This is a genomic window from Streptomyces sp. NPDC007901 (genome assembly GCF_042959465.1).
Lineage (GTDB): Bacteria > Actinomycetota > Actinomycetes > Streptomycetales > Streptomycetaceae > Streptomyces.
Genome location: NZ_JBIBKW010000005.1, coordinates 1 through 18,883, shown reverse-complemented (window position 1 = coordinate 18,883; position 18,883 = coordinate 1). Strand labels below are relative to the sequence as shown.

The 18,883-nt window shown below is 69.0% G+C and carries 22 protein-coding genes and 1 pseudogene; 16 read left to right on the top strand and 7 right to left on the bottom strand.

Translation table 11 applies throughout. From position 1 onward, the window contains the following. Positions 1-85: 85 nt before the first annotated feature. A complete protein-coding gene (locus ACFZDK_RS17830; RefSeq protein ID WP_390973461.1) occupies positions 86-1,015 on the top strand; it encodes a helix-turn-helix domain-containing protein in 930 nt (309 codons plus the stop codon). A gap of 27 nt (positions 1,016-1,042) precedes the next feature. Here the strand turns inward: ACFZDK_RS17830 and ACFZDK_RS17825 are convergent, their stop codons facing one another. Both ACFZDK_RS17825 and ACFZDK_RS17820 read right to left on the bottom strand, forming a co-directional pair. After that, positions 1,043-1,402 carry a cyclophilin-like fold protein gene (locus tag ACFZDK_RS17825; RefSeq protein ID WP_390973460.1) on the bottom strand — a complete coding sequence of 120 codons (360 nt, stop codon included), beginning with the start codon at positions 1,400-1,402 and terminating at the stop codon, positions 1,043-1,045. A gap of 223 nt (positions 1,403-1,625) precedes the next feature. Further along, positions 1,626-2,618 (bottom strand): aldo/keto reductase, encoded by a 993-nt coding sequence (locus ACFZDK_RS17820; RefSeq protein ID WP_390973459.1) that lies wholly within the window; start codon positions 2,616-2,618, stop codon positions 1,626-1,628. A gap of 124 nt (positions 2,619-2,742) precedes the next feature. Here ACFZDK_RS17820 and ACFZDK_RS17815 point away from each other — a divergent pair, with 124 nt between their 5' ends. Continuing rightward, positions 2,743-3,372, top strand: coding sequence for a TetR family transcriptional regulator (locus ACFZDK_RS17815; RefSeq protein ID WP_390973457.1), 630 nt, complete (start codon positions 2,743-2,745; stop codon positions 3,370-3,372). A gap of 244 nt (positions 3,373-3,616) precedes the next feature. On the opposite strand, the gene ACFZDK_RS17810 is transcribed toward ACFZDK_RS17815, so the two are convergent. Next, positions 3,617-4,639, bottom strand: coding sequence for a zinc-binding dehydrogenase (locus tag ACFZDK_RS17810; protein WP_390973455.1), 1,023 nt, complete (start codon positions 4,637-4,639; stop codon positions 3,617-3,619). Between the two features lie 49 nt (positions 4,640-4,688). Beyond that, positions 4,689-6,032 carry a carboxylesterase family protein gene (locus ACFZDK_RS17805; RefSeq protein ID WP_390973454.1) on the bottom strand — a complete coding sequence of 448 codons (1,344 nt, stop codon included), beginning with the start codon at positions 6,030-6,032 and terminating at the stop codon, positions 4,689-4,691. A 367-nt stretch (positions 6,033-6,399) separates the two neighbouring features. On the opposite strand from ACFZDK_RS17805, the gene ACFZDK_RS17800 reads away from it, so the two are divergent. From ACFZDK_RS17800 to ACFZDK_RS17790, 3 genes are all read left to right on the top strand, one after another. Continuing rightward, the gene (locus tag ACFZDK_RS17800; RefSeq protein ID WP_390973453.1) at positions 6,400-6,585 is read left to right on the top strand and encodes a hypothetical protein; all 186 of its coding nucleotides are present in this window, start codon (positions 6,400-6,402) and stop codon (positions 6,583-6,585) included. Positions 6,586-6,879: 294 nt separating this feature from the next. Then, positions 6,880-7,017 carry a hypothetical protein gene (locus ACFZDK_RS17795; RefSeq protein ID WP_180292669.1) on the top strand — a complete coding sequence of 46 codons (138 nt, stop codon included), beginning with the start codon at positions 6,880-6,882 and terminating at the stop codon, positions 7,015-7,017. 214 nt (positions 7,018-7,231) lie between these two features. Continuing rightward, on the top strand, positions 7,232-7,891 hold the full coding sequence (locus ACFZDK_RS17790; protein ID WP_390973451.1) for an SDR family NAD(P)-dependent oxidoreductase: 660 nt from the start codon (positions 7,232-7,234) through the stop codon (positions 7,889-7,891). A 417-nt stretch (positions 7,892-8,308) separates the two neighbouring features. On the opposite strand, the gene ACFZDK_RS17785 is transcribed toward ACFZDK_RS17790, so the two are convergent. Further along, positions 8,309-8,923 carry a TetR/AcrR family transcriptional regulator C-terminal ligand-binding domain-containing protein gene (locus tag ACFZDK_RS17785; RefSeq protein ID WP_390973450.1) on the bottom strand — a complete coding sequence of 205 codons (615 nt, stop codon included), beginning with the start codon at positions 8,921-8,923 and terminating at the stop codon, positions 8,309-8,311. Between the two features lie 103 nt (positions 8,924-9,026). Here ACFZDK_RS17785 and ACFZDK_RS17780 point away from each other — a divergent pair, with 103 nt between their 5' ends. From ACFZDK_RS17780 to ACFZDK_RS17750, 7 genes are all read left to right on the top strand, one after another. Further along, entirely contained in the window at positions 9,027-10,196 is a 1,170-nt protein-coding gene (locus ACFZDK_RS17780; protein WP_390973449.1) for an alpha/beta fold hydrolase, read from the top strand. Positions 10,197-10,583: 387 nt separating this feature from the next. Next, positions 10,584-10,892, top strand: coding sequence for a hypothetical protein (locus ACFZDK_RS17775; protein WP_390973448.1), 309 nt, complete (start codon positions 10,584-10,586; stop codon positions 10,890-10,892). Between the two features lie 37 nt (positions 10,893-10,929). Next, positions 10,930-11,703 carry a carboxymuconolactone decarboxylase gene (locus tag ACFZDK_RS17770; protein ID WP_390973447.1) on the top strand — a complete coding sequence of 258 codons (774 nt, stop codon included), beginning with the start codon at positions 10,930-10,932 and terminating at the stop codon, positions 11,701-11,703. Between the two features lie 69 nt (positions 11,704-11,772). Next, positions 11,773-12,681 carry an MBL fold metallo-hydrolase gene (locus tag ACFZDK_RS17765; RefSeq protein ID WP_390973445.1) on the top strand — a complete coding sequence of 303 codons (909 nt, stop codon included), beginning with the start codon at positions 11,773-11,775 and terminating at the stop codon, positions 12,679-12,681. Positions 12,682-12,802: 121 nt separating this feature from the next. Next, the gene (locus ACFZDK_RS17760; protein ID WP_390973444.1) at positions 12,803-13,738 is read left to right on the top strand and encodes an MBL fold metallo-hydrolase; all 936 of its coding nucleotides are present in this window, start codon (positions 12,803-12,805) and stop codon (positions 13,736-13,738) included. After that, on the top strand, positions 13,735-14,271 hold the full coding sequence (locus tag ACFZDK_RS17755; protein WP_390973443.1) for a CocE/NonD family hydrolase: 537 nt from the start codon (positions 13,735-13,737) through the stop codon (positions 14,269-14,271). Before ACFZDK_RS17760 ends, ACFZDK_RS17755 begins: the two co-directional genes overlap by 4 nt. Positions 14,272-14,274: 3 nt before the next feature. Continuing rightward, the gene (locus tag ACFZDK_RS17750; protein WP_390973442.1) at positions 14,275-14,673 is read left to right on the top strand and encodes a hypothetical protein; all 399 of its coding nucleotides are present in this window, start codon (positions 14,275-14,277) and stop codon (positions 14,671-14,673) included. A gap of 209 nt (positions 14,674-14,882) precedes the next feature. Here ACFZDK_RS17750 and ACFZDK_RS17745 read toward each other — a convergent pair whose 3' ends face one another. Together ACFZDK_RS17745 and ACFZDK_RS17740 are read right to left on the bottom strand one after the other, a co-directional pair. Next, complete coding sequence (locus ACFZDK_RS17745) at positions 14,883-15,872, bottom strand: aldo/keto reductase (protein ID WP_390973441.1); 990 nt, start codon at positions 15,870-15,872, stop codon at positions 14,883-14,885. Positions 15,873-15,922: 50 nt separating this feature from the next. Continuing rightward, the gene (locus ACFZDK_RS17740; RefSeq protein ID WP_390973440.1) at positions 15,923-16,510 is read right to left on the bottom strand and encodes an NAD(P)H-dependent oxidoreductase; all 588 of its coding nucleotides are present in this window, start codon (positions 16,508-16,510) and stop codon (positions 15,923-15,925) included. A gap of 243 nt (positions 16,511-16,753) precedes the next feature. On the opposite strand from ACFZDK_RS17740, the gene ACFZDK_RS17735 reads away from it, so the two are divergent. The 4 genes and pseudogenes from ACFZDK_RS17735 to ACFZDK_RS17720 form a co-directional block, all read left to right on the top strand. After that, positions 16,754-17,482: a TetR family transcriptional regulator gene (locus tag ACFZDK_RS17735; protein WP_390973439.1), complete on the top strand. Its 729-nt coding sequence runs from the start codon at positions 16,754-16,756 to the stop codon at positions 17,480-17,482. A 17-nt stretch (positions 17,483-17,499) separates the two neighbouring features. Beyond that, positions 17,500-17,694, top strand: a pseudogene (locus ACFZDK_RS17730) (Tn3 family transposase); the annotation flags it as partial. A gap of 527 nt (positions 17,695-18,221) precedes the next feature. Continuing rightward, positions 18,222-18,653: an Rrf2 family transcriptional regulator gene (locus tag ACFZDK_RS17725; RefSeq protein WP_390973438.1), complete on the top strand. Its 432-nt coding sequence runs from the start codon at positions 18,222-18,224 to the stop codon at positions 18,651-18,653. Positions 18,654-18,746: 93 nt separating this feature from the next. Further along, positions 18,747-18,883 (top strand): SDR family NAD(P)-dependent oxidoreductase (locus ACFZDK_RS17720; RefSeq protein WP_390974225.1); only part of this gene is annotated, 137 nt, incomplete at its 3' end.

Below are 18,883 nucleotides of genomic sequence, written 5' to 3'. Positions count from 1 at the left end.
GGACGCGGAGGGTGCGCCGCGCGGGCGCGGTGGCACGTCCATCCTTCCGCCGCAGCCGAGCAGAAGGGCGGTAGGCTGCGGACACGTGATGGTCGACAAGCGACACCCCGGCCCGAGCGGAAGCGCGGCCGGTCCGGCCGCGGTTCCGCTGTTCGCTTTCCAGCCTCCGGTCGGTACCCCGTACGGCCTTGAGGTAAGTACCGTCGAGGACTTCTTCGCCCACCACGACGACTGGCCGTGGAACCCGCCCCGTCCGGGCCGCGCCACCTTCCACTACCTCATCGCCGTCACCGAGGGTGAGCTGCTGCATGACGTCGACCACGTCACGCGGACCGTCGCGCCCGGTCAGTGGCTGTGGGTGCGTCCCGGGCATGCCCAGTGCTGGCATCCGCCCGGCGCGGCCCGCGGCCCGTTCATCCTGTTCGAACCGGACGTGCTGCGGCCCGACCTCGCCCGTCTCCTGGCCCCACTCACCGCGCACGAGGCCCCTGCCGTGCTGACCCCGCACCCCGACGACACCGCCTGGCTCCGGCAGACCGCACTCCAGCTCCTGGACGAACACCGCGCACTGGGGCGCCGCCCCCTCGACATCCACCACGCCCTGCGGCGCAGCCTGCTCGAATCACTGCTGCTGCGCCTGGCCAACTCCCCGGGCATCGCCCCCATCGGCACTGCCACGGCCCACGCGGGCCGCGCCGACCGGTACGGACGCTTCCTGGACGCCTTGGAGCTGCACTTTCGCGAGCTCCACCAAGCCGCGGACTACGCCGAGTTGCTCGGCTGCTCGGTCCGCACCCTAAGCCGTGCCGCCCGGGACGCCACCGGCAAGGGTGTACGCGAGCTCATCGACGAGCGGCGCCTGCTGGAAGCCCGGCGCCTGCTGGGAGTTGCCCGGTGGGATGCCCGGGCTGTGGCCGTCCACCTCGGCTTCAGTGATCCCGCCAACTTCGGCCGCTTCTTCCGCGACCGCACCGGCCTCACCCCGGCCGCCTTCGCGGCCGGCGAGGCCGGCTGACGGTTCTCGGTGGTTTCCGGGCGGGGCTCAGTCGATGGCCTCGATGGTGACGTCGACCGTGCCGTCGTACTTCTTGAAGGCATCGGCCCCCGAGTCGATTTGGCCGAGGATGACGATGCCGGGGTCGGGGATGGACTGGCCGTCGTGGGCATAGAAGAGGGCGATGTCGGGACCGGGTGACCAGTAGGCGATGTCGCCGATCCCGTAGCCGAACCGCGGCTCGCCTCCCACGGCGAGAGACCGGGACAGGTGACCGTACTTCTCGCGCTTGAACAGGTCATCCATCCGCAGAGTCAGCGGAAGCAGCGAGGCGAAGTCGCGTGCCGTCGCATTGTCGTCGAGGGTTGCGGTGAGGACGGTCTCTCCGGCGGTCAGTCGGATTCTCATAGGGGTTCCGCTCTCCGGGGTGTAGTTGCAGTGATCGTCAGGCCGACTCGGACGCCGCGTTCATCGGGTGCGAGCTTCACTTCGGCACGGACCGCGTGAAGCAAGTCGATTCACTTACCATTCTCGGCCGCCGGGCCGGTTGACGATGATGACCCGCATCGTTGCCTGTGCGGCGTCACCGGCTGCTGTCGGCTGGCCCGTGCGGGCCGCGTGGAGGGGCGGTTCAGTCGGTGGTGAAGCTGGACAGCATCGCGGCCGGGAGGCGGCCGCCTGCCGAGCCGTGGGGAAGGATCTCGGCGATTCGGGCCAGATCGGCGGCGGAGAGCTGGACGTCGGTGGCGCCGGCGTTCTCCTCCATGCGCTTGGTGCTGCGGGTGCCGGGAATGGGTGCGACATCCTCGCCCTGGGCGAGCAGCCAGGCCAGCGCGAGTTGGGCGGTGGTTATGCCCTTGGTGTCGGCCAGCTTCTTGAGCTGTTCGATGGCGTTCACGTTGTACGTGTAGTTCTCGCCCTGCCAACGCTCGTCCCAGCTGCGCATGTCGTCCGCGGGGTATTCGCTGGCGGGCTTGACCTGGCCGGTGAGGAAGCCGCGGCCGAGCGGGGAGTAGGGCACCAGGCCGATGCCGAGTTCCCGTAGAACGGGAAGGATCTTTTCCTCGACCTCTCGCTCGAAGAGTGAGTACTCGTACTGGAGCACGGAGACCGGGGTGACGGCGTGGGCGCGGCGGATGTACTGGGGGCCGACGTTGCTCAGGCCGAAGTACTTCACCTTGCCTTCGGTGATCAGTTCGCCGACCACGCCGGCGACCTCCTCGACCGGAACGGCGGGGTCGGAGATGTGCTGGTAGAAGAGGTCGATGTGGTCGCTCTGCAGGTAGCGCAGGCTGTTCTCGGCGACCTTGCGGATGTTTTCCGGGCGGCTGTTGAAGCCGGGGCTGAGCGCCGGGGCGGTCATGTCGAAGCCGAACTTGGTGGCGAGGACCACCTCGTCGCGGAAGTCTTTGACCGCCTTGCCCAGGAGGATCTCGTTGCTGCCGGTACCGGCGCCGTACAGCTCGGCGGTGTCGAAGAAGTCGATCCCGAGTTCGTGGGCGCGGCGGATGGTCGCGAGGCCCTCGTCGTCGTTCGAGGCGCCGTAGGCCATGGACATGCCCATGGTCCCCAGGCCGAGCGCCGAGACGCGCAGGCCCTGAGAGCCCAGATTGCGGTGCTGCATGAGTTCACTCCCTCAGTGTTTCGCCGGTTTCACCCGCAGAGGTCAAACCGAACTGTTCCGTTTGACTCTACGCGGCGATCGCCCGGACGCCAAACCAAACGGTTCGGTGCTCTATCCTGGGTCTATGTCCCAGTCCCGCGACTCCGACCAGACCGCAGCGCCCGCAGGAGCCGCCGGCGGCGGCGACACCACGCGCGAGCGCATCCTTACCGCTGCCATGGAGGAGTTCGCTCGCCACGGCATTGCCGGCGCGCGCGTGGACCGCATCGCCAAGCTCGCCAAGACCAGCAAAGAACGCGTCTATGCCTACTTCCGCAGCAAAGATGCGCTCTATGCCGCTGTCGCTGCGCGGGAGTACGTCGTCATCGCCGAGGCCACCCAGATGGACCCGTACGACCTGCCTGGCTATGCGGGCCGGCTGTTCGACTACTTCGTCGCCCGTCCAGACCACCACCGCCTGATCACCTGGGGCCGCCTCGAACTGCCGGGCACCAGAGCCGTTGCCGACGATCCCGACCAGGCAGTGATCGCCCGCAAAATCGACCAGCTCCGCCAGGTGCAGCAAGCTGGACAGCTCGACCCTGCCTGGGACCCGGCCGACGTCCTCGCCCTGGTCAACCAGATCGCCATGACCTGGGCGTCGCAACCCGAACTCAGCGAGGCCGCCGCCACACACGCCGTGGACCCCACCACCGCCGCCCGCCGCGCCGCGGTGGTGACCGCTGTCGAGCGGCTTTTCCCTCGAACACGCTGAGGTCCCCGGACCGGCGGCAGCCCTGCTCGAACATTCCCCAAACGGCGCCGGCCGCCCTTGTCACCAATGGGCGCATCCTGCTGACGAATCAGAGCTCCTGGCAAGGGGAACAGGTGCCTGGTGGGGCAGGCACGGGCGCCCCTTGCGCCTCACGCGGTGTCAGGATTTCGTGCTCACCGGCGCTTACGTTGTCGGCCCTCGCACATCGGAAGTGATTGGTTGTCGTTTCTCGGTTGCCCGGGTCTCAGTCGTCCAGGACGACGACGTGCTTGCCCGGCGTGGTGCCGGACTCGACGTCGGCCTGGGCGTCACGGACCTGTTCCAGGCCGTGGTAGACCTTCGCGACCGGGACTTTGAGGCGCCCTGTGGCGATGGCCTGGAGCTGGTGGGCGAAGACGTCGGCCGGGAGGTCTGCGGCCTGACCGCCGTAGGACGTCAGCCGCACCCCGCCCGGGATCATGAACGGGCTGAAGTCGGGAATCGTCCACTGGCCCGCCAGGGCTCCGGTGAAGCAGACCGTGCCGTGCCGGCGGACGGCGTCGAGGGTGTCGGCGAGTACCGAGCAGCCCACCAGCTCCAGTACGGCGTCGACGCCCTCCGGCATCAGCTCGCGCACCTGGTCGGCGATCGTGCCGCTGTCGACGAGGGGATGGTCCACGCCCGCGGCCCGCAGGTCCCGAGCCCTTTCCGGGGTGCGGGTGGTGGACAGCACGGTGGCTCCGAGGTCCTTCGCGATCGTGGCCGCGCTCAGCCCCACCGTGGAGGTGCCGCCGCGGATCAGCAGCGTCTGCCCGGCCTTGAGGTCCAGGCCGGTGGTCAGCGATCCGTAGGCGGTCTGGAACATCTCCGGCAGCGCACCGACGACCTCCCACGGCAGGCCGGTCTCGAACGGGATGACCTGCGCCGAGGGGACGGTCACGTACTGGGCGTACGCGCCGTCGTACGAGCGGCCCATGCCGCCCATCATCGTGGCTACCTGCTGGCCCGGCCGCAGCGAACCGTCCTTGTCGGCCTCATCGACCACGCCGACGCCCTCGATGCCGGGCACACGCGGGTAGGTGACCTCCGAGTCCGACTCCCCCTTGCGGGTGGTGACCTCGGACTCGTTGACGCCGAAGGCCTTCACCCTGATCCGCACCCAGCCGGGCTTGCGTACGGGCACCGGCACATCCTGGATCTCCAGTGCGTCGAGGCCGCCGGGCCGGGTGACGACGACGGCCCGCATCGTCCCCGGTGCGGTGTCACCGGCTGCTGACGGTTGGCTCATGTCGAGTTCCCTACTCCCTGGTGCGCTGTTGCGTATCGTCCGACGGCCGTCAGGGGCGGGCGATGTTCTCGAACAGGTCGAGGACCTCCTGATAGTGGGCGCCGGGCTCGTAGGGAAGGCTGCCGATACTTCCCGAGGTGGGCCGGTCCGTGACGGCGGGCCACAGACGCCTCTGCTCGCCGGTGACGAAGTCGAGGACGATGTCGCGGATACGCGTGTCACGGTCGGCTTGTTCGGGGCTGCGGCCCGGCTTTTCCTGGCCGACCAGGGCGTACATCTCGGTGCCGTGCACGGCAGGCGCGCCCTCGGCGGGCCCGATCGCGAGGAGATGGGCGTTGCCGCCCGCGGCGGCGTGGGCCAGAGCGCCGCGGGCGGCGGGGAGCGTGAAGATGTAGTCCGTCAGGGCCGCGGCGCGGACCTCGGCAGGGCTGCGGCCGCCCTGGTCGTAGATGTCGACGATCTTCTTGGCGCGGGAGCGGGGAATGCGCCACCCCGCGAATTCGTCGGTGACGCGCTCGACGGTGTGCGGGTCGAACCGGTCGAGGTCGTTCGCCACCCACCAGCCCATCTCGTCACTGGCCGTGCTCAGGAGTACGTCGATGTCCCGGTGCGAGCCCGAGGCCAGGACGTCCAGGGGGTGGGCGTGCACCACCCCGCCGGGCTGTCCGGCGTCCAGGACGACGCCGAGGCTCTGGTTGTCCATCCCGCCGCGGACTCCGAGGTCCGTCGGACAGACCGTGTGCAGGGCGGCCACCAGGGAGGCGGCGTCGAGATCGATCAGCTTGTCGGGGTTGCCCGCGACACCGAGTTCGGTGACGAACCGCTCCGCGAGTTCCTCGGCCCACCAGGCCGGGACGAGACGCGAGGGCGCGCCGGAGAACCCGGCCAGTCGCCGGTACAGGCCGTCCGCGGAGGAGGCCCCGAGCAGCCCGAGGGTGGAGTAGGCGCCGGCGCTGTGGCCGAAGACGGTGACCTCGTCGGGGTCGCCACCGAAGGAGGCGATGTTCTGCTTGACCCAGGTGAGCGCGGCGATGACGTCCTGCAGACCCAGGTTGCTGGCCTCGGCGAGCCGCCCGCCGTACTGGGAGAGCGAGAGCGCGCCCAGGGCGCCGAGCCGGTAGTTGACCGAGACGCTCACCACGCGCCCCGTCGCGGCGAGACCGGCGGCGTTCGAGGTGGTCTGCGTGTTCGCGCCGTACTCGAATCCGCCGCCATGGATGTACACGGCCACCGGAAGCGCCTTCCCGGCCGGCTGCTCGGGAGCCCACACGTTCAGGTTCAGGCAGTCCTCGCCCGTCCCGCTGTCTGCTTCGAGCCAGTCGCCGGCATCGGGCTGGACGGAGACGACGCCCTTGCGGTCATAGAGACGGTCCGGAGCGAAGTCCGCGACCACGGGGCGGCGGTATCACTCGGCGGTGGCGTACGGGATTCCCCACCAGGACCGCACCCCTGGTGCAGTCGGAGCCTTGGGCGCGGTCGCGGTCATGGCGTGAGATTCCTTCCGGTGCGGTCGAGGTAGTGCGCGCGGCGTGTCGGCGGCTGATCGCTCGCCGTGACGCTCTCCAAGCATTCCCTGGACTTTGACAAAGTGCCGTGCGGACAGCGGTCACCTGGTGGTCATCAGGTGACACATCTCCTCACCTCGTTCTCGTCGCCGGGGCCGCTGCGGCGGCCCGGACGGCCTGAGGTCCTGCTGTCAGCGCGCCCGGTGGATTTTGGCCAGGGGAACCCAGTCGTGCAGGCACAGCACGGCACCGACGGTGAAGGAGATCGTGCGTTCGTCGCGGAGGTTGATCAGCGGTGAAACTGCGGGCACGGATCGCGCACATGATGGACGCCTGTTGGCCGGCACCCCGGGCTCGGAGACCTTCACCCTGCGCGTCTATGGCGGCGGCCAGTACTTGCGGCACCCGCAGGTGCCGGGCCTGCAACTGCCCAAGCCCTGACGGAGCCCATACGCACCGGTCGCGGTCGACCCGCCCGCGGATCGCGTCCTGGAACGCGCCGTTGTCGTCGTTGCGGTCGATGCGCCGCACCATCAGTCCGACACGTCCGCGAGCTGCGGCGCGTCCGTGAACCCGGAGAGAGCGGGGGCGCCTCACATGCGTGCCGCACACAATCAACCCCCGGCACAGCCACACGGCCGGGTGTGGATACCGCCCGATCACAGCCCTGGACACTCGCGTCGGCAGACTGAGACATCACGGTCTGCCCACCCGCGCAGCGCGGAACGCCCGTTCATGATGGCCGCCCTGCCGCCCATGGTCATCGTCGACCTGCTCGGCATCCACCCCAAGACAGCCGAACGCCAGGCCACCCTCCCCGGCGGGAACTGGTCCGACTACTTGGCAGCGCGACGATCCGCCCCGCAGGGCTAAAGCCTCGCGCGGCTCCTTCAGGCGGCTGCCATCGCTGGGCGCTCTGTCCGCCGACCCCACGCCATCGAACCCGTGCAGAGGGAATAAGGGGAGGTCAACCATCCTTGCGGTAATCGCTAGGGCGCGAACGTACCTCTTAACGTACCCATTTGGGAGCACCCCGTCGGCTCGATGTGGGGCACCGATGCAGCACCTATGTGAAGAACGGGACACCATGACCCTTGGAACCGCAGCAATCGTCGGTGTCGGTCCGGGCCTCGGCCTCGCGCTCGCCCGCACTTTCGCCCACGCCGGGCACCCGGTCGCGATGTTCGCCCGTGACAAGGTGAAGCTGGAGACCTACGCGACCGAACTCGCCTCCTCCGGCCAGGAAGTGCGCGGGTATGCCACGGACGCGGCGGACCCTGACAACCTGCGCTCCGCACTGGACACCGCATTCACGGAGCTCGGCGCTCCCGATGTGCTGGTGTACAACACCGGTGTGTTGCGCCAGGACTCACCACTCGGCGGTGACGACCAGGACTGGGCCCATGCTCTGGCCGTCAATGTCCTGGGTGCCAGGGTCGCGGCCGACGCCGTCCTGCCCGTACTGCGTGAGGGCCGCGGGAGCCTGCTGTTCACAGGCGGCGGTCTCGCGCTGTCCCCCCACCCGCAATTCGCGTCGCTGTCCGTCGGCAAGGCCGCGCTTCGCGCGTACGTACAAGCACTGCATGCACAGCTGGCGGGAACGGGCGTGCATGCGACCAGTGTCACCATTGCCGGAGCGATCGGCGGCGGTGAAACGCGTTTCGATCCGGCCGTGCTCGCCCAGGCATACCTTGACCTGCACCATCAGCCGGAGAGCGAATGGCAGCACGAGCTGCTGCGCGACTGAGCCTTCCATGATCCGCTTGCAGTGAGGGGCTCCACGTCGAGGACGTGGAGCCCCTCAGTCTCACCAGGCTCACCCTCGCCAGCGCCGTCCTCACCGCAGAAGACGGCCGCTCAGCACAGGGCCTGTCTGCCACCGACAACGTCGTGCCGTTGCGACGGCCACCCATCTGAACGCGGGGTTTTTGCTGGCGAGGGCGGCATCGATCGTGCCCGAGGCGTACGACCCGATGCTCGACGTGGATTTCACGCGCGACGACTTCATCGAAGCTGCCGACTAGGGATCCCGTGTACCCGTACGGCGTATCATCGCGGCGCGCCGACCAGGGTGTTCACATAACGTCGCTAAATGGCGACTTTGCGCAAAGCGGGATCAATGGCAGCACACGCCCGCCGTCGAAGTCCGCCGTTCGCCCGTCGGTTAGCGGATGGCCGCTCTCAACGCCGCCTCGATCGCGTTGGTCAGCGTTTCCAGATACTCGTCGTCGCTGCGGCCCTGTAGGACCAGCACACGGAATGCGAGCGGGGCGATCAGCAGATCGGTGCCGAGTTCCAGGTCCAGCCCGGGCGGGAGTTCGCCGCGGTCGATCGCGCCCTGCAGTATCGCGCGCGCCGCAGCCCGCCGCGGTGCGGTCACTGCGGTGTAGATCCCCTCCGCCAGCGCGTCGTCGTGACTGGCCTCGGCGAGCAGTCCGGCTGCGATCCGGGCCAGCAGCGGATTGGACAGTTGGCTGCGGAAGGTGGCGAGCAGCTCGCGCAGATCGGTGTGCAGGGCACCCGTGGCCGGCGCGGGCGGGATCGCGTCGGCGACCCTGCTGCGGATCAGCTCGGTGACCATCGCCTGCTTCGAGGGCCAGCGCCGGTAGAGCGCGGCCTTGCCCACGCCGGCACGCCGTGCCACCGCCTCCATCGACATCCGCGCATACCCGGCCTCGGCGAGTTCGGCGAGGGCCGCCTCGGTGATCGCCTCGGTCACCCGCTGCCGCAGGACCGCCCCGCCGGTCGCCGGCCGGCCCTTGTTCTGCTCCACTGTCATGCCCCCAAGCATAGCGAACGGAACGGGTCCGTTCCGTGTGTTAGCCTTGGGCGAACAAGACGGAACGCATCCGTTCCGTTCCATTCCTGGAAGGGAGTACACGATGAAGTTCCTCTACGACGACGAGTCCTTCTCCTTCGAGGCGCTGCGTGCCGCGGGCTATGCCGGCTATGCGGGTGCCGACCTGGGCGAGGTCCTGGTCACCTGCCGGCAGATCCCGGAGGGTGACGAGGAGGCCTGGTCGGCCCAGTGGGCCGCGACGGCCGAGCGCGTCGAGCGCATCGGCCGGGACGCGGTGGCCGCCGGTCACCGGGTCAGCGCCCGGGAGGCGCTGCTGCGCGCGTCCAACTACTACCGGACCGCGGACTTCTACCGCCGCGAGGATCCCGCCGCCGATGCCGAGTCGGCGCGGCTGGCCAAGGCATCCCAGCAGACGTTCGCGGATGCGGCCGCGCTGCTCGACACACCGGCCCGCGCCCTGCGCATCCCGTACGAGGACACCACGCTTCCCGGCTACCTGTTCCTCGTCGACGATTCGGGCACCCCGCGCCCCACCCTGATCTACCACGGCGGCTACGACTCCACCCTCGAGGAGAACTACTTCGCGCTGGCCGCAGGCGCACTGCGGCGCGGCTACAACGTCCTCGCCTTCGACGGCCCCGGCCAGGGCAGCACCGTCCGCGAGCAGGGCCTGCACTTCCGCCCGGACTGGGAGGCCGTGGTCACCCCGGTCGTCGACTTCGCGCTCACCGTGCCCGAGGCGGACCCCGAACAGCTCGTGCTGGTCGGCACAAGCCTGGGCGGCTACCTCGCCGCGCGGGCGGCCGCCTTCGAGCACCGCCTCGCCGCCTGCGTGCTGCACGACGGCACCTGGGACTTCCACGTGGTCGTCGCCGCACTCGCCGACCGCGCCGCTGCGATGCCCGGCGGGATCGAGGCGCTGATGGCGCACAACACCCAGGTGCGGTGGATCGTGCGCAACGGCCGCTGGACCCTCGGCGTGACCGGTCTCGAGGAGATGGTCAAGGCCACGGAGGCGTACACCATGGCGGGCATCGCCGACCGCATCACCTGCCCGACACTCGTCCTCGACGCCGAGAACGACCAGTTCTTCAAGGGACAGCCGCAACACCTGTTCGACGAGCTGACCTGCAAGAAGGAACTGATCCTCTTCCGCGAGGACGAAGGCGCCGGCGAACACTGCCACGAGGGCGCGATGTCCCTGTTCCACCAGCGCACCTTCGACTGGCTCGACACCCAACTCACCGCCTGACCCGTCAGGCTGCCGAGGCACAGAAGCGACCCCGGCCCGCCGTAACGTCCCCGGCGAACCGAACCAGTAGTCCGTTTCATCGAGTAGCGGATCACCGTCAGACAAGGGAGATCGTGATGCGGCTACCGCTGATCCGCCCGGCCGAACCAAGTCCCAAGCAGTGGACTCTGTACGACGCCTTCGACGGGATGGTCGAGGCCGACGAGTACACGGGCTTCGAGGTGCGCAACGCCGAGGGTGCGTTCGTCGGGCCGTGGGGCGTGATGCTCCACTTCCCGGACCTGGCGCAACCGCTCGGTCGCTTCGTCGACCTCGCCCAGCGGCTGCCCGGACTTTCTGAGCGTGCGCGGCAGGTCGTCATCCTGACCATCGGTGGGCGCTTCAAACGTGGCGTACGAGATGTACGCGCACGCCAGGCTGGCATCACGGGCCGGACTGCGGCCGGATCAGGTGGCGACGCTGTGCACGGGCGGGCGCCCGTGCGACCTCACCGAGGAGGACGTGCTCGCGTCTGACGTCGCGACCGCACTGATCGCAGGAGGCCCTGTGCCCGGGCCGCTGTACGACACCGTCGTCGAGACGCTGGGACAGGAAGCTTTCGACGCGATCGTGTTCATCACGATCCACTACCTGGCGCTCGGGACCCTTCTCAACGCCCACGACGTGCCCGCCGGAAAACGGAGCTCAGGAAATTGACGGGGCCCGAAGCGGCCCCGGCAGGAAGGGAATCTCCATGTTTGATGATCCCGCAGACTTCGGGACGTTCGGCCGCTACGTGGAGACGCCGGTGGAGGAGATGCCGCCGGCCATGCGCCGCGCCTACGACGTCACGCTGAAGCTGCGCGGCCTGGTGCCCGGCCCGCACAAGATCTGGCTGGCCAACCCCAGGCTGCTGACGGCGATCGTGCCGACCGGCGCGTACTTTCAAACGGACTCGTCGCTGTCGAAGGCAGAAATCGAGATCGTCACCAACATCGTCACCGGCCGCTGGCTTACGGCGTACGCCACCTACGAACGCGAGAAGATCGGGGTGGCGCTGGGCGGCCTGAAGCCGCAGAAGGTCGAAGTCCTCATCGCCGGCCTCCCGACCTCGTTCGTCGACCCCCGACAGCAGATCGTCTACGAACTCGCCTCCACCCTCGTGCAGCCGCGTGTGGTCCCCGTCGGCCTGTACCACCGGGCCAAGGACACGATCGGCCAGGAGGGCATCGTCGATCTCACCGTGCTGATGGGCTGGTTCACCGCTGTCTCGCTGACCCTCGCCGCCTTCGACGTGCCCTCGAACGCCGTCCGGCCTGAAGCAATAGCCCAGCCCGAACAGCGATCAGCAAGTGATCGTGAAGATCGATGCGGTACTCCCGTCGCGCCCGACACCTTCGAGGCCCAAACACCAGGCGCCCTGAAAACGCCGAGTCTGCATCGCGGCACAGGGGCCCGCTCCCGGCCCTACCCCCTCTCAGGGGCGCCGGCCGGTGCGGGCCAGGATCCCCGCCACGCGGCCCCGTAACGATCCGATGGGACGGTCAGCCCTGCCGACACCCAGCAGCGAAGCGGTACACCGAAAGGAGACGAAACGATGAAGAAATCCACGCTCCCCATGCCCTCCCCTCTGCCCGCGTCGATCCCGGTCCCCGAGGCCAGGCCGCCGGCCGACATGGACCTCGTCGCGGTGCCGACCGGCGTCAACCACCGGACCGCCGCCTACGCGTACACCGGCGGATCCCTCTTCGACAAGCGTGACTTCTACATCGGAGCCGCGCTCATCAAGCATCCGCAGGGTGATCTCCTGGTCGACTCCGGCTTCGGACGCGACATCGCGAAGCAGATCGCCACCATGCCCCGCTTCTTCCAGAAGATCACCAAGTACGACGTCTGGAAGACCGCCGCCGACCAACTGAAGGCAGCAGACTACGACTTCAGTCGGCTGTCCGGGATCCTGCTGACCCACGCCCACTGGGATCACATGAGCGGTATCCCCGACTTCCCCGGCCTGCCGGTCTGGGTCTCCCCGCGCGACCGAGCCGCGTTCTACAGCCACGAGATGTTCGGCAACTTCCGCGGCTACTTCCAGGAAACCCCGTTCAACTGGCGGGATTTGACCTTCGAGGGCGGACCCTTCCTCGGCTTCCCCCGCCACCACGACGTGTACGGCGACGGCTCGATCGTCTGCGTCCCGGCCCCCGGACACACGCCGGGCAGCATCATCGTCTTCGTGACACTGCCGAACCAGGTGCGCTACGCCCTGGTCGGAGACCTCGTGTGGCAGCGCGAAGGCCTCACACGCCGCCTGGAACGCCCGTTCCTCATCAGGCGCCTGGGAGACTTCGACAACGATGGCAACCGCCAGAACATCCTCAAAATGGTTTCGATCATGCAGCGCATCCCCGGTCTGATCGTGGTGCCGGCCCATGACCAGCGCGCCTTCGCCGAAATGAACCAACTGCCGAACGTCACCACCAAGGGCCTAATCCTTGCAGCTCAGTGAACTGCCCTGCGCCTGAGCCTGATGTCTGACCCGGCTGCTGTTTCAGACGAACGTGCCCGGCCGGCGCCTGATTTCCGTGACGTGGATCTACCACTGCACACCCCCAGAGGACCGACTGATCATGAGCACTCAACCGGCCACCGACCCGACCCCCACCCCCTCCTGGACCGTGGGTGACGTCACCGTCCACCGCATCGACGAGACCCTCCTGCCCCCCGCCACCGGACCGTGGCTGCTGCCCGGCGCCACCCCGGACCTCGTCGCCGCGCAGGACTGGCTGCACCCCCACTTCGCCGACGACGAGGGAACCCTGCACATCTCCAGCCACAGCTTCGCGTTCACCCTCGGCGGCCTGCGCATCCTGGTCGACACCGGTATCGGCAACGGCAAGGAACGGGCCAACCCCGCCTGGCACCACCTGGACACCGACTACCTGCAGCGCCTGGCCGCCGCCGGATTCCCCCCGGACTCCGTCGACCTGGTGATCCTCACCCACCTGCACGCCGACCACGTCGGCTGGAACACGCGCGAGGTGAACGGTGAGTGGGTTCCCACCTTCCCCCACGCCCGCTACCTGACCTCCCGCACCGAGCGGGAATTCTGGGCCGGCTGCGACATGGACGAGGCGCGCAGCCAGATGTTCCGCGACTCCGTCCTCCCCCTCGAGCAGGCGGGCCTGCTCGACCTCGTCGACCTCCCGCCCGACGGTGCGGTGATCGCGCCCGGCTTGCGCCTGCTGCCCACCCCCGGCCACACCCCCGGCCACCTCGCCGTCGAGCTCACCAGCCAGGGCGAAACGGCGCTGATCACCGGCGACTCCATCCACCACCCCGTCCAGCTCGCCCACCCCGCCATCGGCGCCTGCGTCGACATCGACCCCGAACAGTCCGAGGCCTCGCGCCATACCCTGCTCGACTCACTCGCCGACACCGACACCCTCGTCCTGGGTACCCACTTCGCACCGCCCACCGCCGGCCGCGTGATCACACACCAGGACACCTACCGCCTCCTGCCCGTTCCCCCGACCGGACGCCCACCCAGGAGGAAGCAATCATGAGCCAGCCCACCCACCTCGACGTCGAGTTCCCGGCCCCCGACGGCCTGATCCTGCGCGGAAGGCTCTCTTTTCCCGACGGCCCTGGCCCGCATCCCGCGATCACCATGGCCCACGGATACGGCGCAGTGAAAGAACAGACCGTCCTGCGCCTCGCCGACCTGTTCACCGGGGCCGGCTTCGCCGTCCTGGTCCACGACCACCGCACCTTCGGCGCCAGCGACGGCACCCCGCGCCAGGACATCGACCCCTGGCGGCAGATCGAGGACTGGCGGCGCGCCCTCACCTACCTGGAAGCCCGCCCCGAAGTCGACGCCGACCGCATCGGCCTGTGGGGATCCAGCTACGCCGGCGGACACGCCCTCGTGCTCGGCGCCACCGACCGCCGCCTGAAGGCCGTCGTCGCCCAGGTACCCACCATCAGCGGCTTCGAGCAGTCCAGGCGCCGCGTCGCCCCCGACAACCTCCCCGCCCTGGAAGCCGCCCTCAACGCCGACGAACACGCCCAACTGGCCGGTGAACCACCGCACACCTAGGCCTTGGTCAGCGCCGGCCCTGCCGTCGCCGCCTCCTACCGGGCCCCGGACGCCGTCAGCTACTACCTCCAACAGCCCCCCGACGGCACCCGCTGGGACAACTCCGTCACCGTCCGCTCCACCCGCAAGGCGCGCATGTACGAGCCGGGCACCTTCGTCGACCGCGTCTCGCCCACCCCGCTCCTGATGATCGTCGGGAAGCAGGACACCGTCACCCTCACCGACACCGCGCTCGCCGCCTACAACCGGGCGCTGCATCCCAAAGAGCTGGTGATGCTCTCCGGCGGGCACTTCAGCCCGTACACCACCGAGTTGGCTCAAGCCTCGGTCGCAGCCACCGACTTCTTCCGCAGCCACCTGGCACCGAACACAAGCCGACAGGAGGACGCGGCGGATCGCTGAGCCCCCGTCAGCGGACGACGGTCGGCAAAGCGCGGTCCCCTCCCCGAGGCGCCGGCGATAGTCGGCGGTAGGAAGGACCGGTGAAGGATAGCGACGAACCGGGCGAGGGCGAGATCCTGCCCGAGCTGTGTGATCTGTGCGGGGTCGCGGTGGCCGACCAGCCGGAGGTCTATGCGCTCGTACCGGATTCGTCTGTCCCAGGGTGGGTCTCAGATCCAGGTGGGCACGTGCCCCTCGGTGTAGCGGGCGCCGAAGCCGCCCTGAGGCAGGATCTCGTCGATGGCCTTCATGTCGGCGTCGGTGAGGGTGAGGTCGGCGGCGCCGGCGTTTTCCTCGATGCGCTTCGGGCTGCGGGTGCCGGGGATCGGCACGATGTGCTCGCCCCGGGTCAGGAGCCAGCCCAGGGCCAGCTGGGAGACGGTGGCACCCTTGGCCGCCGCGAGCTCGGCGAGCCGGTCGACAGCTTCGACATTCTTCTCGAAGTTGCCCGGCTGCCAACGCGGGTCGACGTTGCGCATGTCGGTGGCTTCGTACTGGCCGGCGGGCTTGGCGGTGCCGGTGATGAACCCGCGGCCGAGGGGGGAGTAGGCGACGAAGCCGATGCCGAGTTCGTCCAAGGTGGGGAAGAGCTGCTCGACGTCCCGTTCGAACAGGGAGTACTCGGTCTGCAGGACGGAGACCGGCTGCACGGCGTGCGCCTTGCGGATCGTCTCGGGTCCGGCCTCGCTGAGGCCGAAGTACTTCACCTTGCCCGTGTCGATCAGCTCCTTGACGGTGCCCGCGACCTCCTCGATGGGCATCTCGGGGTCGACGCGGTGCTGGTAGAAGACGTCGATGTGATCCACGCCGAGGTAGCGCAGGCTGTTGTCGGCGACCTTGCGGATGTTGTCGGGCCGACTGTTGAGAGCGCCGCCGATCTGCTCGGGAGGCACGGACATGTCGACACCGAACTTGGTGGCCAGGACCACGTCGTCGCGGAAGTCCCTGACCGCCTTGCCGAGAAGGATCTCGTTGGATCCGGTGCCCCAGCCGTACATCTCGGCGGTGTCGAAGAAGGTGACGCCCAGGTCGTGCGCGCGGCGCAGCGCGGCGACACCATCCTCCTCGTCGGTGGGTCCGTAGGCCATCGTCAGGCCCATCGCGCCGTACCCGATCGCCGAGACCTCAAGGCCCTGGCTTCCCAGTGTCCGATGCTGCATGACGCACTCCTCTGAAAGAAACTAAAGGCAATTTCTGGCGGACCGTGGTGTCAGTGCGTTGCGGCGGTCAGTCCGGCGCGGTGGATGCGGGTGTGCTCGGCGACGCGTCGGCCGAGGTGGCGGGCGGTGTTCAGGTCTGCGTCGTGGACCGCGGGGGAGTCGTTGAAGCTCTGCGCGCCGGCGCCTAGGTAGAAGCCGAGGCGGTTGTCGTCCTGGGGGCTGGATGTGGTGGTGTTCCAGCCCGGCAGGAGACCCAGGCTCACCCAGAGCATTCCGTGCTGGGCCGCCAGGAGCGAGAGGTACTGCAGGGTGTGCAGCTTGTCGCCGCTCATGGAGCCGGAGTTGGTGAATCCCGCCGCGAGCTTGTCGCTCCAGGCGCGGGTCATCCACCGCTTGCTGCTGGCCTCGGCGAAGGCGTGGAACGCCCCCGACGCGGTGCCCATGTAGGTGGGGGTGCCGAAGATGATGGCGTCCGCGGCGTCCATCAGTTCCCAGTCGGCGTCGCTGAGGGAGGCGACGTCCACGCGGTGGACGTGCGTCGCGGCGATGGAGCGCGCGCCGTCGGCGACGGCCGTGGCGATCTGCGCGGTGTGGCCGTAGCCGGAGTGCGACGCGATGACGATCGAGATATCGGACATGGGTGTTCCTCTCCTGCCGCGATGGCGGCGTGTTCGGTGGTGGTGCCGGCGGACGACGAGCTGCCCGCTGCGGCGCTCGGCCGCACTGCTCCACGGGCAGGGGGGGGCCGGCGGCCCAGGTCAGGGTGTGGCGCATGCTCGGTGTCGCGGGCAGCGTCGGCCACCATCAGCATGGATCGTCGTTCCGCTTTCTAGCGTAACACCGATAAGGCGACGATACGCAAAATCGGGTATCGTTGTTCCATGAACGAGGGACGACGCGCCGCGCGGCGCCAGGTGCTGCAGGTGGCCGCCAAGCTTTTGGAGGAGGGCGGCAGCGAGGCGGTCTCCACGCGCGCTGTCGCTGCAGCCGCGGGTATCACGGCTCCCGCGCTGTACCGGATGTTCGACGACAAGGACGGGCTCCTGGCCGAGCTGGCCGCCTACGGGTTCGAGATGTACCTGGCCGAGAAACGGGAGGCACTGGCGCTGACCCCCGACGACCCGGTGGCCGACCTCTACCGCGGCTGGGACCTGCACGTCGACTTCGGCGTGCAGCACCCCGCGTTCTACATGCTCATGTACGGCACCGTGCAGCCCGGGCGGCGGCCCCCGGCCGCGGACGAGACGCACGCCCTGCTGGTGACACTGCTGGGCCGGGCCGCCGACGCCGGGCGCCTTCGGGTTCCGGTGGAGCAGGCGACCCGCGTCATCCACGCGGCGACCACCGGTGCCACGCTGGCGCTGATCGGCGAAGAGCCCTCGGAGCGGGACCTGACCACTTCGGCACGACTGCGGGACACCGTCATCGCCTCGATCACCACCAACTCGCCCGCCTCATCCGGGTCGGACCTGGCCTCGCGCGCACTCGCCCTCGATGCCGCACTTCAAACCGCGCTCACGACCGGGCCCCCGGCCGCGGGCGCCGGGCTACCTCTGCGGGAGGCGGAGACGGCTCTGCTGCGCGAATGGCTGCAGCAGCTGGCAGGCTGAACCGGCCGCCTGCTCCGCAGGAGGGCCGCCGCGCGCTCGCCCGGAAGATCTTCCACGGCCGTGCCGGACAGCTCCACCGGCACTACCAGGAAGGCATGGAGGACCAGATCGGCGCGCTCGGCCTGGTCCTCAACGCTCTGGTGCTGTTCAATACCCGCTACATGGACGCCGACGTGGTCCAACTCTGCGCCGAGGGCTTCGATGCCCAGGACACCTGCTCCCCCTGTACGTGCTTCTGGAAAGCGGCCAATTCCCCCCTCGTCGCGATGCCGCTCGGGTCCCTTCCGGCCGACAGCTGGCAGCCCGGCCCTTCGGGGATGATCTGCCAGAGGAAGCCGTCGATGTCCGTCTTGGTGTAGATGCGCGGGATGTCCTCGAAATCGTCCTGGTGCCCGCTCGGGGTGCCGGCGACGTCATCACCATTCGTGATCTTGTACTCGCCGGGCTCCGGCGTCACTCCTGTGGTGTGGGGGTGAAGGTGCTGGCGGCCCGGCGTCAGGGGCGGGGGATGCGGCGGTCGGCATCTCGCCGCCGCTGCGGGCGGCGCCCGCAGCGGCGTGCTCGACGACATGGGGCAGGAATGTGAGCCGGGAGCCCGTCCCACCGTGGGTGAAGAAGGCCAGGTACCCGCGCCAGGCGGGCTGACGAGGCCGGTCCGGCCGGCCGCGCGGGATTTGCTGCAGTTGTAACAACTATCGTTATGACTAGCACCGAAGGGGCGAGGGAGGTGGAGTCCGACGTGAGTGCCAACAGCAGGCTGACCATCGCGGTGCACAGCCTGACGTGGATCGGGCTGTATCAGCGGCGTGGCCACGAGGTCGCCACCTCCGAGCAGATCGCGACGAGCGTCAACACCAACCCGGTGGTGATCCGCCGCCTGCTGGCCACGCTGAGCAAGGCCGGCCTGGCCGATTCACGGCGGGGGGCGGGGGCGGGCTGGATGCTCGCGCGGGACCTGGCGGCGATCACCCTGCTTGACGTCTACCAGGCGATCGAACCGGGACCGGTCTTCGCCCTGCATCGCGCGGCACCGGACCCCGAGTGCGTCGTGGGCCACGGCATCGGGCCGGCAATGACCGCCGTGTACGACGATGTGGAGGCCGCCCTGCGCAGGGAGCTGGCCAAGACCACTCTGGAGGACGTGCTGCGGGACGTCTTGAACGCCGCCTGACCTCGGACCGTCGACTTCCCTCGGTCGAGGGGGGTCGCATCCCGCGCTCATAGATGTAACCAAAATTGTTACATTAAGAAATTGGAGAGTCTCATGGGACAGCTGGACGGCAAGACCGCCCTTGTCACCGGCGCTTCCAGCGGTATAGGCCTGGCGATCGCCCGCCGTTTCGCCGCCGAGGGCGCGACCGTCTACCTGACCGGCCGCCGCAAGGACGCGCTGGACGCCGC